This is a genomic window from Enterobacter sp. 04-C-12-SI-ECC, from assembly GCF_047530715.1.
Lineage (GTDB): Bacteria > Pseudomonadota > Gammaproteobacteria > Enterobacterales > Enterobacteriaceae > Enterobacter > Enterobacter bugandensis.
The window spans coordinates 140,796-153,418 of the sequence record NZ_JBLKDI010000001.1 but is presented as its reverse complement, the minus strand read 5'-3'; the positions used below and the strand labels follow the sequence as shown (position 1 = coordinate 153,418).

Genomic DNA, 12,623 nt, shown 5'->3' with positions numbered 1-12,623 from the left:
AGTGTTCGTCGTCATCACAGCCCCGATAATAAACAGTTTGTTAACATTATATTAACTCAGCGTACCAGTTTATTAATTGTTCAGATTGCAGGTTGCGAAGCGCGTCACTCTTTTTTTTCGTTTTATCCGTAAAAAAACAGAGACAGCGGCTGAGCCGCTGTCTCTTTCTTAACAATAACAGTAAGTTACTCAGTTACGATCGTTTGCACCTGTGCAGGGCCCGGGTTATACCAGCCCCATCCCGGATAACCGTAACGATAAGGATGTGGACCCCACATCCACGGGTCGATTGGCTGAGGCGGCATCACCACCTGCTGGGCGATACGCCAGCGCTTATAGCCGTTCACCTGCATGGTCATAAATTTATACGGCGTGTTGCCGATTTTGCCCTGCACCGAACCGGTAATCGGCCCGACAACGGTTACCAGCTGTCCGCGAAAATCGACCGGGTCGAGGAAACCACTAACGTCGGCATAGATACGCCCGCGAGAGGCTTCACCGAGTACGGGACGCGCGCCGCTGTCGAGCGGTACCGTGGCAATTTCCAGACGGGTTTTCCCCTGCTGGTTCTGCACGTCGATCACTTTCCCACCGAAGCGGGCTTCCTGGCCGACGTAAAGCTCGGGCGCATTCATTACCCGAACCAGATCCTGCTGTGGCGTCGGGCTGCTGCCCTTGATCGCATCAGGTACGGTTACGCAACCGCTCAGTGCTATGGCAACCGCGCCTGCCATAAAAAGGCGTACTACTTTAGTCTGAACCGCCATGATGCGACTCCTTTTTCTCAGTTCCTGTTACTGAGATTCATTCGCGGCCCGGAAGTTTCTTCCACGCGACGGTGTTTCGCAAATAAACCGGCTCCGCATGCTCAACGGCAACGGTTTTTCCTGCTGCAAGCAGTTGACGGGCAATCGGGAGCATATCTTCTGCCGCAGGCAGGAGCATGTTGCCGTCCACCAGCGTCACGCCGGTGCCTCTCGCCATCTCTGGCCACGCCGGCCAGCCCGTGCCGACCGTCGCCCACTCGCCGGACAGCTGCTTCAGGCGTTCAGTAACGGCTTCAGGCTTAAGCACTGCTTCCGTCTCTTCGCCGTGCCAGACGCCGTTTTCATCGCGGGTATATTCCGCCCAGTAAACTTCACCCATGCGAGCGTCAATAGCGGCGAGCACGCGGGTCGCGCCCGTCATGCGCCAGGCTCCCTCGGCCATCGTCGCGAGCGTAGAGACGCCGATCATCGGCAGGTCAGCGCCCAGCGCCAGCCCCTGCGCGATGCCAATCCCAATGCGCACGCCCGTAAAGCTGCCGGGGCCGCGGCCAAAGGCCAGCGCGTCGAGGTCGGTTAAGGTGGTGTTGCCCTGGGTTAAAATGGCTTTTACCAGGGGCAGAATACGCTGGGTGTGTTCCCGTGGGCACTCTTCGAAATGAGCAGAAACAGCACCGTCGTTCAACAGAGCAACAGAGCAAGCCTCTGTCGCGGTATCAATAGCCAGAATTCGCATCAGTCGTCGCGCTCTCGCAAGGGTCAGTCACAAAATGGCGCGCATCTTAGCACACTCCGGAGCGAATTACTCCGCCGTTGGGTTTGCCAGGAAACGCACCGCGCGTTTAATGTCCCGCGTACGCGGGGCGGGCGGCAGGCTGGCGAGGAACGTTGCGCCGTAAGGACGCATCACCAGGCGGTTATCGCAGATCACCAGCACGCCGCGGTCGGTGACGTCACGGATCAGTCGCCCTACCCCCTGCTTAAGCGTGATGACCGCGTCCGGTAGTTGGACGTCGTCGAACGGATCGCCGCCACGCAGGCGGCAGTCTTCCATCCGCGCCTTGAGCAGCGGATCGTCCGGCGACGTGAACGGGAGCTTATCGATGATCACCAGCGAGAGCGTGTCGCCGCGCACGTCCACCCCTTCCCAGAAGCTGCTGGTTGCTACCAGCAGGGCGTTACCGGCGCTGACAAACTGCTGGAGCAGCTGGCCTTTACTGGTTTCCCCCTGCAGCAGCACCGGGAGGGTCATGGTGGCGCGAAACTGCTCGGCGAGATCGCGCATCATGGCGTGTGAGGTGCAGAGCATAAAGCAGCGCCCGTTGTTGGCCTCAATCATCGGCTTGAGCATCGCCGCGAGATGCCGCGCCGCCCCCGGCTGGTTCGGCAGCGGGAGATTGCGTGGCACGCAAAGCAGCGCCTGCTTTTCGTAATCAAACGGGCTGGGCAGCAGCAGTGATTCCGCCTGCTCAATACCGAGGCGCTCGGTGAAGTGATGCAGATCGTCATTTACAGACAGGGTTGCGGAAGTGAAGATCCAGCTTCCCGGCTTCTGCGCCATCACCTCTTTGAATTTATCGGCCACCGTCAGCGGCGTGAGCGCCAGGGTAAAGTGGCGTGAGGTGCATTCATACCAGTAGCTGTACCCCGGCTGGTTGATCTCTTTTAGCCGTTTGAGCCGCCCGCGATAGAGCGTGGCGCGCTCGAAGGCGGCGTCAAGCAGCGCGGAGCGTCCGAGGGACAGCTTCGCCACGTCGTAGCAGAGCTCAAGTGCATCATCGAGCAGCAGCAGCGCGCGCTGGATATTTTTGTCCGCCAGCAGTTCGCGCAGGTTGCCGCGATAGCCCGGCTCGCCAAGCTGTAAGCGGAAATCCTGCGCGCTTTGCGCCAGACGGTCGGCGCACTTCTGCAACTGCTGGGTATCTTTGAGTTCGGTCCGGTAGGCAATGGTAAAATCTTTCGCCAGATCCTGTAGCTGGCGGCTGGAGAGCGACTGGCCGAAATACTGGCTGGCGATATCCGGCAACTGATGGGCTTCATCGAAGATCATCACGTCCGCCTCCGGGATCAGCTCGCCGAAACCGCTGTCCTTAACCACCATGTCCGCGAGGAACAGGTGGTGGTTCACCACCACCACGTCTGCATCCATCGCGGTTTTGCGCGCTTTCACCACAAAACAGTCTTTATACAGCGGGCAGTCGCTACCGAGGCAGTTGTCGTTGGTGCTGGTCACCAGCGGCCAGGCCGGGGAGTCTTCCGGCACGCTTGCGCAGGTGCTGATATCGCCCTCTTCGGTCTGGTTCGCCCAGGCGCGCAGGATAATGACGTCGCTCAGGGTTTGTACCGGCAGATCGCCGCCGGCCAGCGCCTGTTGTTCGAGTCGCTCCAGGCAAAGGTAGTTCGAGCGCCCTTTCAGCAGGGCCAGGCGCCCTTTGTATTTCAGCGCTTTCGCAACCGTGGGCAAGTCGCGGCTGTAGAGCTGATCCTGCAGCGCTTTCGATCCGGTGGAAATTATCACCTTCTTTTTCGCCCGCAGCGCCGGCGCAAGGTAAGCATAGGTCTTACCCGTGCCGGTTCCGGCTTCAACCACCAGCGGCTGGGCCTGATCAATGGCGCGGGCAACGGCGTGCGCCATCTGTCGCTGAGGCTCACGGGGCTTGAAGCCGGGGATCGCCTGCGCTAATTGACCTTCAGGGGAAAAATCGTCTGCCACGTTGCTCTCTCACTGTATTTTTGCACAGGGATTATGTCAGCCCATCTTCTCCTGTGCCACCCCAAATAGTGACGACGGCAGAACAATATGGCAGTCTTGCCGCCTGACGACGAAAAATAACGAGGAAACGTTTATGACAATTGTGCGCATTGATGCCGAAGCCCGCTGGTCTGATGTGGTGATCCATAACCAGACGCTGTATTACACCGGTGTACCGTCAAATCTGGACGCGGATGCGTTCGAACAGACGGCGAATACCCTGGCGCAGATTGATGCGGTGCTGGAAAAACAGGGCAGCGATAAATCCCGCATTCTGGATGCGACCATTTTCCTGGCAAATAAAGACGATTTCGCGGCGATGAACAAAGCCTGGGATGCGTGGGTGGTGGCGGGTCACGCGCCTGTACGCTGCACCGTACAGGCCACGCTGATGAAACCGGAATACAAGGTTGAGATCAAGATTATCGCGGCGGTTTAAGCCCGATTACTCTTCATCTTCATCCTCAAAACGCGCCACGATCCGCTCGCCGGTATGGGTGGCGCGCAGCTCCTCCGCCACCTGGGAAATCGCCTGTCCGCTGCTCATCCCCTGGGACATCAGTTCCTGAATTCGCTCAACCGCTTTCTGCTGCTGTTCATGGCTCAGAGAAGGTAAACCTGCAAACATCGTCAACTCCTGCTAAATTATTCGCGCTAATTATTTCACGCTGCCCGGTAGTATGCCATACATGAACATGCGCTTCCCCACTGTTGTTACCTTACCCTGGCGCGCTGACGCCGCTGAGTTCTGGTTTGCCCGTCTGAGCCATCTTCCCTTTGCCATGCTGCTGCACTCCGGCCATGCGGATCACCCGTACAGCCGCTTCGATATTCTTGTGGCCGATCCCCTGAAAACGCTGACGACCGACGATCTGTCGACGACGGACGATCCGCTGATGCAGCTTCAGCAGGAAATCAACGCGCTGGGCTTATCCGCTACCCCTAACCTGGACCTGCCCTTCCAGGGCGGCGCGCTGGGCCTGTTTGGCTACGATTTGGGTCGCCGCTTCGAAATGCTGCCCGAGCATGCGCAGGCGGATATTGCCCTGCCGGACATGGCCGTGGGGCTGTATGACTGGGCGTTGATTGTGGACCACCAGAAAAAAAGGGTCTCCCTGCTGAGCCATAATGACGTGCAGGCGCGTCTGGCCTGGCTTGAGGCACAGAAGCCTGCTCCAGCTGAGGCGTTCACCCTGACCTCCGGCTGGCGCTCGAACATGACCGCGCCGGAATACGCGGAAAAATTCTCCCGCGTGCAGGCCTATCTGCAAAGCGGCGACTGCTATCAGGTTAACCTTGCCCAGCGTTTCCAGGCAGCATACCAGGGGGACGAGTGGCAGGCGTTTACCCGTCTCAATGCCAGCAACAGGGCTCCGTTCAGCGCGTTTGTACGTCTGGAACAGGGGGCCATCCTCAGCCTGTCGCCGGAGCGTTTTATCCATCTGGCGGAAGGGACGATTCAGACCCGCCCGATTAAAGGCACGCTGCCGCGCCTTGCCGATCCGGACGCCGATCGCCAGCAGGCGGAGAAACTCGCCGAGTCACCGAAGGATCGCGCCGAAAACCTGATGATTGTCGACCTGATGCGTAACGATATTGGCCGGGTCGCCGAACCAGGCAGCGTGCGCGTGCCGGAGCTGTTCGTCGTCGAACCTTTCCCGGCAGTGCATCATCTGGTCAGTACCATCACCGCGCGTCTGCCCGCCTCTCGCACCGCCTGCGATCTGCTCCGGGCCGCGTTCCCGGGCGGCTCCATCACCGGTGCGCCAAAAATTCGCGCCATGGAAATCATCGACGAACTGGAACCGCACCGCCGCAACGCCTGGTGCGGCAGCATCGGCTATATCAGCCTGTGCGGCACCATGGATACCAGCATTACCATTCGCACGCTGACGGCCTGCGGCGGCAATCTGTACTGTTCTGCGGGCGGCGGCATTGTGGCGGACAGCCAGGTCGAGGCGGAATATCAGGAAACCTTTGATAAGGTGAACCGCATCCTGAAGCAACTGGAGAACTAACGGTGGAGAAAGAGAACCTGACGCTGGATGATTTTCTGTCGCGCTTTCAGCTGCTACGGCCGCAGGTCAACCGCGCCACGCTGAATCAGCGTCAGGCGGCGGTGCTGATCCCGGTGGTGCGCCGGGAACAGCCGGGCCTGCTGCTTACGCAGCGTTCGCCGCATATGCGCAAACACGCCGGTCAGGTGGCCTTTCCGGGAGGGGCGGTGGACAGCACCGATGCGTCGCTGATTGCCGCCGCGCTGCGGGAAGCGCAGGAGGAGGTGGCGATCCCGCCTGACGTGGTGGAAGTCATCGGCGTGCTGCCGCCCGTCGACAGCGTGACCGGCTTTCAGGTCACGCCGGTAGTCGGCATTATCCCCCCCAATCTTCAGTATCATGCCAGCGTCGACGAAGTCTCTGCGGTGTTTGAGATGCCGCTTGAAGAGGCGCTCCGGCTAAGCCGCTATCATCCGCTGGATATCCATCGCCGGGGGCATGACCATCGGGTCTGGTTGTCCTGGTATCAGCATTATTTTGTCTGGGGCATGACGGCCGGCATCATTCGTGAACTGGCGCTACAAATCGGCCTGAAGCCTTGACTATACTTTACATTCCAGCCTTTTTTGCAGGTTTGCGATCCGCGTCGCGCTATTAGCAAAACCCATCGTTAACCATTAGTTTAATTCATGTGAATAGTTAAGCCGAGGTTGGTGTTCCCTCTTACACTATGCGCAGTTATAACATCGTTACTGGAACCCCGGTAACCCTGTCAGGAGTGTGAAAGTGATTAGTATATTCGACATGTTCAAAGTGGGGATTGGTCCGTCTTCTTCCCACACTGTAGGGCCGATGAAGGCCGGTAAACAGTTCGTCGATGATCTGGTCGAAAAAGGATTACTGGAAAGCGTTACCCGTGTCGCCGTAGACGTTTACGGTTCACTGTCATTAACGGGTAAAGGCCACCACACCGATATCGCCATTATTATGGGTCTGGCGGGCAATATGCCGGACACTGTTGATATTGATGCCATCCCGGCATTCATCCGCGACGTGGAAGCGCGCGGTCGCCTGCTGCTGGCTAACGGTCAGCACGAAGTGGATTTCCCGCAGGATGACGGCATGCGTTTTCGCAGCGACAACCTGCCGCTGCATGAAAACGGCATGACTATCCACGCCTGGAGCGGCGAAAAAGAGATCTACAGCAAAACCTACTACTCCATCGGCGGTGGCTTCATCGTTGACGAAGAGCATTTCGGTAAAGAGAGCGCGGGCGACGTGAACGTGCCCTATCCGTTCAAATCGGCCACCGAGATGCTGGGCTACTGCAAAGAGACCGGTTTGTCGCTGTCCGGCATGGTGATGCAGAACGAGCTGGCGCTGCACAGCAAAAAAGAGATCGAAGACTATTTTGCCAACGTGTGGCAAACCATGCGCGCCTGTATCGATCGCGGGATGAACACCGAAGGCGTACTGCCAGGGCCACTGCGCGTGCCGCGTCGTGCCTCTGCCCTGCGCCGTATGCTGGTGACCACGGACAAATTCTCTAACGACCCGATGAACGTGGTTGACTGGGTGAACATGTTTGCTCTGGCGGTGAACGAAGAGAACGCCGCAGGGGGGCGCGTCGTGACTGCGCCAACCAACGGTGCGTGCGGGATCGTTCCGGCTGTGCTGGCCTACTACGATCACTTTATCGAGCCTGTGACGCCGGATATTTATATCCGTTATTTCCTCGCGGCAGGCGCTATCGGCGCGCTGTACAAGATGAACGCGTCCATTTCAGGCGCTGAAGTGGGCTGTCAGGGTGAAGTAGGCGTGGCCTGCTCCATGGCGGCGGCCGGTCTGGCCGAGCTGCTGGGCGCAAGCCCTGAACAGGTTTGCGTGGCGGCGGAAATTGGCATGGAGCATAACCTCGGTCTGACCTGTGACCCGGTCGCAGGCCAGGTGCAGGTACCGTGCATTGAGCGTAACGCGATTGCCTCCGTCAAAGCGATTAACGCCTCGCGCATGGCGATGCGCCGTACCAGCGAACCACGCGTGTCGCTGGATAAGGTTATTGAAACCATGTACGAAACCGGCAAAGACATGAACGCGAAGTACCGTGAAACGTCGCGCGGCGGTCTGGCCATTAAGGTGCAGTGCGACTAATCCTCTCTTTCGCCCATCCGCAACGGATGGGCGAATTTCTCCATTCATTCTCGTCTCCTTCTTCTTTCCCCACTACACTTTTACGGTCGCGGCTGCTCGCGCTCGGCCTGGCATCAGGCAGCGGCTAAATAGCGAACGGGTTGAGAGAGAAGCAGGCGCGGTAGTAACGCCACAATGGCTGGCGGGAAAATCTTCCCCGCCAGAAGATCGTAACGGGCACATCGTACCCGTTAAGCAGACTTATTCGTCTTCGTCGTGTGCAGACTGTTCTTTAACAATGCGGACCAGATCGACGCGGTAGTCGTTAGCTTCAACGATAGTGATGTGCAATGGAGGAAGCTCGATCACATCCCCGACGCGCGGGATCTGACCGTTTACGGCGATAACCAGCCCCGCCACGGTTGCGATGTCTTCTTCATCGTTAACCACGTTTTCCAGCCCCAGCGTATGCGAGAGCGCGTGCAGGTCGGTCGCACCTTTGACCAGCCAGCCTTCGCCGTCGGCCACAATCTCAGGCGTTTCATCTTCATCAGGGAATTCACCGGCAATCGCTTCAAGCACGTCCAGCGGCGTCACCAGCCCCTGTACCACACCAAACTCGTTGGTGACGATAACAAAGCTACCGCGCGCGCGACGCAATACGCCCAGCAGGTTGATCGGATCCAGCGTTTCCGGTACAACAATCGCCGGCGACGAAGCTGCAATGGCCTCCACGTTGACGCCCTCTTCCAGCGCCACCAGCATCTCTTTCGCCCGAACCACGCCGATGATTTCATCCAGTTCACCGCGACACACCGGGAACAGGCTGTGCGGAGATGAGAGCAATTGCTGACGAATTTCATGAACGCTCAGGTTCGCATCGACCCAGCTAATTTCCCCGCGCGGCGTCATGATGCCGCGCAGCGAGCGGGAGGCCAGGGAGAGCACGCCGTTAATCATGTAGCGTTCTTCTTCCACAAACGCCCCTTCCGGAACCGGCACCGGGTTACGGTTTTCAGGGTCAGACTGGACGTTCACCTGACGGCGTCCGCCCATCAGGCGCAGAATGGCGTCCGCCGTACGGGCGCGCAGCGGCTGATTTGACTGCTGCTTAATAAAGTTACGGCGCGCAATCTGGTTGAACAATTCGATCAGGATCGAGAAGCCAATCGCGGCGTACAGGTAGCCTTTCGGAATATGGAAGCCGAAACCTTCCGCCACCAGGCTCAAACCAATCATCAGCAGGAAGCTCAGACAGAGCACGACCACCGTCGGATGCTGGTTGACGAAGCGCGTCAGCGGTTTCGAGGCCAGCAGCATCACCGCCATCGCAATCACGACAGCCGCCATCATCACCGGCAGGTGGTTCACCATACCGACCGCGGTAATCACCGCATCCAGCGAGAAGACTGCATCCAGCACCACAATTTGCAGCACCACGACCCAGAAACTGGCGTAACCCTTACCGTGACCATCATCATGCTGCCGGTTTTCCAGCCGTTCATGCAGCTCTGTTGTCGCTTTGAACAGCAGGAATATCCCCCCGATTAGCATGATCAAATCACGGCCGGAGAAGGTGTAATCCATGACGGAGAACAGCGGTTTGGTCAGCGTGACCATCCACGAGATCACGGAGAGCAGCCCCAGTCGCATGACCAGCGCCAGCGAGAGCCCAATCAGACGCGCTTTATCACGCTGTTTTGGCGGCAGCTTATCCGCAAGGATGGCGATAAACACCAGGTTATCGATGCCGAGAACGATCTCCAGCACCACCAGCGTGAGCAGTCCCACCCAGATTGACGGGTCCATTAAGAATTCCATGACAAGCTCCTGCTAAAGGAATGACAAAACGGTGCCCCACTCAACGTGGGCAAATAAGAGGCAGACAGAGTTGATACGTGGCGTGGTTCGCCGGTGAAAAAGGCGCGGAATGGCCTGGTAGATGACTGACGTCGGTGACGGTCCATATAGTGGGCTGTAGCCCTATACTCCTGAACAAGTAAACGGAGGCTAAACATATCAGAGAGACTGTGTTTTTAGCAAAGATTTACGTTCCTTTGCAAAGTTCTGTAACACAGCGGCTATACGCTACAGATAATTCTGTAACGCGTGGCTAAATTACGGATCTTCATCACATAAATTATTTTTTCACTATCTAAAATAATTCGCGGAAGTCTTAGTTTTTTGAACTCTAACCCTTATCTGAATCGATTCGGTTCGCCAATACGATTCTCAGTACGTCTGCCCGGCAGGCGTATTAATGATAATAAAAGGAGGTAGCAAGTGACCATTGCTATTGTCATAGGCACACATGGTTGGGCTGCTGAGCAGCTACTCAAAACGGCAGAGATGCTGTTGGGCGAGCAGGAAAACGTCGGCTGGATCGATTTCGTTCCCGGTGAAAATGCCGAGACGCTGATTGAGAAGTACAACGCTCAACTCGCGAAGCTGGATACCAGCAAAGGCGTGCTGTTTCTCGTCGATACATGGGGCGGCAGTCCGTTTAATGCTGCCAGCCGCATTGTCGTCGATAAAGAGCATTATGAAGTCGTCGCCGGGGTAAACATTCCCATGCTGGTGGAAACCTTTATGGCGCGCGACGACAACCCAGGCTTCGATGAGCTGGTCGCGCTGGCCGTTGAAACCGGCCGCGAAGGGGTGAAAGCCCTGAAGGCTCAGCCGGTTGAAAAACCCGCCCCTGCCCCGGCTGCGGCGGCACCGAAAGCAGCGGCACCGGCAAAACCGATGGGACCGAACGATTACATGGTTATCGGCCTGGCGCGTATTGATGACCGTCTGATTCACGGACAGGTTGCGACTCGCTGGACCAAAGAGACCAACGTACAGCGTATCATCGTGGTCAGTGACGAAGTGGCCGCCGACACTGTCCGTAAAACCCTTCTGACTCAGGTTGCACCACCGGGCGTTACCGCGCACGTGGTGGATGTCGCCAAGATGATCCGCGTTTACAACAACCCGAAATATGCGGGTGAACGCGTGATGCTCCTGTTTACTAACCCGACAGACGTTGAGCGCATTGTTGAAGGCGGCGTGAAAATCACCTCCGTGAACATCGGCGGTATGGCTTTCCGTCAGGGCAAAACGCAGGTCAACAACGCGATTTCAGTTGATGCGAAAGATATCGAGGCGTTCAACAAGCTGAATGCCCGCGGTATTGAGCTGGAAGCCCGTAAGGTTTCCACTGACCAGAAACTGAAAATGATGGATTTGATCGGTAAAGTTGGGAAATAAGCCCGCGCCGGTTTTTCACATAAAGCTTATGTTATAGGAGAAGTACAATGGAGATTACCACTCTTCAGATTGTGCTGGTGTTCATCGTCGCGTGTATTGCGGGTATGGAATCCGTACTTGATGAATTTCAGTTCCACCGCCCTCTGGTGGCCTGTACGTTGATCGGTGCCGTTCTGGGTGATATGAAAACCGGTATCATCATCGGTGGTACGCTGGAAATGATCGCCCTGGGCTGGATGAACATCGGTGCCGCCGTTGCGCCTGATGCCGCACTGGCCTCAATCATCTCAACCGTTCTGGTTATTGCCGGTCATCAGAGTATTGGTGCAGGTATTGCCCTTGCCATTCCTCTGGCCGCAGCAGGCCAGGTGCTGACCATCATCGTTCGTACCATCACCGTGGCCTTCCAGCACGCGGCGGATAAGGCGGCCGAGAACGGCAACCTCACGGCACTCTCCTGGATCCACGTGTCGTCCCTGTTCCTGCAGGCGATGCGTATCGCAATCCCGGCGGTTATCGTTGCGATCTCTGTCGGCACCAGTGAAGTTCAGGGCATGCTGAACGCGATTCCTGAAGTGGTCACCAGCGGTCTGAACATCGCGGGCGGTATGATCGTCGTGGTAGGTTACGCGATGGTCATCAACATGATGCGCGCGGGCTACCTGATGCCGTTCTTCTACCTCGGCTTCGTCACCGCAGCATTCACCAACTTCAACCTGGTTGCGCTGGGCGTGATTGGTGCCGTGATGGCGATTCTCTACATCCAGCTCAGCCCGAAATACAACCGTGTTGCGGGTGCCCCAGCGCAGGCTGCTGGTAACAACGATCTCGATAACGAACTGGACTAACAGGTGAGCGAAATGGTTGATATGACAAAAACTACCACCGAGAAAAAACTCACTCCGGGTGATATTCGTGGCGTGTTCATCCGTTCTAACCTGTTTCAGGGTTCATGGAACTTCGAACGTATGCAGGCGCTGGGCTTCTGCTTCTCAATGGTGCCGGCGATAAAACGCCTCTACCCTGAGAACAACGAAGCACGCCGTCAGGCGATTAAACGTCACCTGGAATTCTTCAACACCCATCCTTACGTCGCGGCTCCGGTTCTGGGCGTGACGCTGGCGATGGAAGAGCAGCGTGCGAACGGCGCGGAGATTGACGATGGTGCCATCAACGGTATCAAAGTCGGTCTGATGGGTCCGCTGGCCGGCGTGGGCGACCCTATCTTCTGGGGTACTGTTCGTCCGGTCTTCGCGGCGCTGGGTGCCGGGATCGCGATGAGCGGCAGCCTGCTCGGTCCTCTGCTGTTCTTTATCCTGTTCAACGCGGTACGTCTGCTGACCCGTTACTACGGCGTGGCCTACGGCTACCGTAAGGGCGTGGACATCGTTAAGGATATGGGCGGCGGCTTCCTGCAGAAACTGACCGAGGGGGCGTCTATTCTCGGCCTGTTTGTGATGGGAGCGCTGGTTAACAAGTGGACGCACGTGAACATCCCGCTGGTGGTTTCGACCATCACCGGTCAGGATGGTCAAACCCGCGTCACCACCGTGCAGACGATTCTGGACCAGCTGATGCCTGGCCTGGTGCCGCTGCTGTTGACCTTCGCCTGTATGTGGCTGCTGCGTAAGAAAGTGAACCCGCTGTGGATCATCGTTGGCTTCTTCGTCATCGGTATCGCGGGCTACGCTGTCGGCCTGCTGGGCCTGTAAAACATTGCGTTATCGA

13 protein-coding genes are annotated in these 12,623 nt (G+C 57.5%); 7 read left to right on the top strand and 6 right to left on the bottom strand.

The window, feature by feature from the left end:
- Nucleotides 1–185: 185 nt before the first annotated feature.
- The 3 genes from ACMWL8_RS00805 to ACMWL8_RS00795 all read right to left on the bottom strand — a co-directional run bounded on the left by ACMWL8_RS00805 (nt 186) and on the right by ACMWL8_RS00795 (nt 3,477).
- Nucleotides 186–767: a Slp family lipoprotein gene (locus ACMWL8_RS00805; protein ID WP_041909497.1), complete on the bottom strand. Its 582-nt coding sequence runs from the start codon at nt 765–767 to the stop codon at nt 186–188.
- 37 nt (nt 768–804) lie between these two features.
- Nucleotides 805–1,500: a tRNA (adenosine(37)-N6)-threonylcarbamoyltransferase complex dimerization subunit type 1 TsaB gene (gene tsaB / locus ACMWL8_RS00800; protein WP_028013526.1), complete on the bottom strand. Its 696-nt coding sequence runs from the start codon at nt 1,498–1,500 to the stop codon at nt 805–807.
- 66 nt (nt 1,501–1,566) lie between these two features.
- On the bottom strand, nt 1,567–3,477 hold the full coding sequence (locus ACMWL8_RS00795; RefSeq protein WP_045260293.1) for an ATP-dependent DNA helicase: 1,911 nt from the start codon (nt 3,475–3,477) through the stop codon (nt 1,567–1,569).
- Between the two features lie 133 nt (nt 3,478–3,610).
- Here ACMWL8_RS00795 and ACMWL8_RS00790 point away from each other — a divergent pair, with 133 nt between their 5' ends.
- Nucleotides 3,611–3,955, top strand: a complete 345-nt coding sequence (locus ACMWL8_RS00790; protein ID WP_028013528.1) for a RidA family protein — start codon at nt 3,611–3,613, stop codon at nt 3,953–3,955.
- A gap of 6 nt (nt 3,956–3,961) precedes the next feature.
- Here the strand turns inward: ACMWL8_RS00790 and ACMWL8_RS00785 are convergent, their stop codons facing one another.
- Complete coding sequence (locus ACMWL8_RS00785) at nt 3,962–4,144, bottom strand: YoaH family protein (protein ID WP_008500497.1); 183 nt, start codon at nt 4,142–4,144, stop codon at nt 3,962–3,964.
- A gap of 61 nt (nt 4,145–4,205) precedes the next feature.
- On the opposite strand from ACMWL8_RS00785, the gene pabB reads away from it, so the two are divergent.
- The 3 genes from pabB (at nt 4,206) to sdaA (ending at nt 7,664) form a co-directional block, all read left to right on the top strand.
- Entirely contained in the window at nt 4,206–5,534 is a 1,329-nt protein-coding gene (gene pabB, locus ACMWL8_RS00780) for an aminodeoxychorismate synthase component 1 (RefSeq protein WP_045260294.1), read from the top strand.
- 2 nt (nt 5,535–5,536) lie between these two features.
- Nucleotides 5,537–6,115, top strand: a complete 579-nt coding sequence (locus tag ACMWL8_RS00775; protein WP_045260295.1) for a CoA pyrophosphatase — start codon at nt 5,537–5,539, stop codon at nt 6,113–6,115.
- A 184-nt stretch (nt 6,116–6,299) separates the two neighbouring features.
- On the top strand, nt 6,300–7,664 hold the full coding sequence (sdaA, locus tag ACMWL8_RS00770; RefSeq protein ID WP_028013531.1) for an L-serine ammonia-lyase: 1,365 nt from the start codon (nt 6,300–6,302) through the stop codon (nt 7,662–7,664).
- 240 nt (nt 7,665–7,904) lie between these two features.
- Here the strand turns inward: sdaA and yoaE are convergent, their stop codons facing one another.
- A complete protein-coding gene (yoaE, locus tag ACMWL8_RS00765; protein ID WP_045260296.1) occupies nt 7,905–9,464 on the bottom strand; it encodes a CNNM family cation transport protein YoaE in 1,560 nt (519 codons plus the stop codon).
- Entirely contained in the window at nt 9,452–9,610 is a 159-nt protein-coding gene (locus ACMWL8_RS00760; RefSeq protein ID WP_374208903.1) for a protein YoaL, read from the bottom strand. Before ACMWL8_RS00760 ends, yoaE begins: the two co-directional genes overlap by 13 nt.
- A gap of 316 nt (nt 9,611–9,926) precedes the next feature.
- On the opposite strand from ACMWL8_RS00760, the gene manX reads away from it, so the two are divergent.
- From manX to ACMWL8_RS00745, 3 genes are read left to right on the top strand one after another with little or no spacing between them, the layout of a single operon-like run.
- Nucleotides 9,927–10,895 carry a PTS mannose transporter subunit IIAB gene (gene manX / locus ACMWL8_RS00755; RefSeq protein WP_028013533.1) on the top strand — a complete coding sequence of 323 codons (969 nt, stop codon included), beginning with the start codon at nt 9,927–9,929 and terminating at the stop codon, nt 10,893–10,895.
- 47 nt (nt 10,896–10,942) lie between these two features.
- On the top strand, nt 10,943–11,743 hold the full coding sequence (manY, locus tag ACMWL8_RS00750) for a PTS mannose transporter subunit IIC (protein ID WP_003859914.1): 801 nt from the start codon (nt 10,943–10,945) through the stop codon (nt 11,741–11,743).
- A gap of 12 nt (nt 11,744–11,755) precedes the next feature.
- The gene (locus ACMWL8_RS00745; protein WP_006810994.1) at nt 11,756–12,607 is read left to right on the top strand and encodes a PTS mannose transporter subunit IID; all 852 of its coding nucleotides are present in this window, start codon (nt 11,756–11,758) and stop codon (nt 12,605–12,607) included.
- Nucleotides 12,608–12,623: the final 16 nt, after the last annotated feature.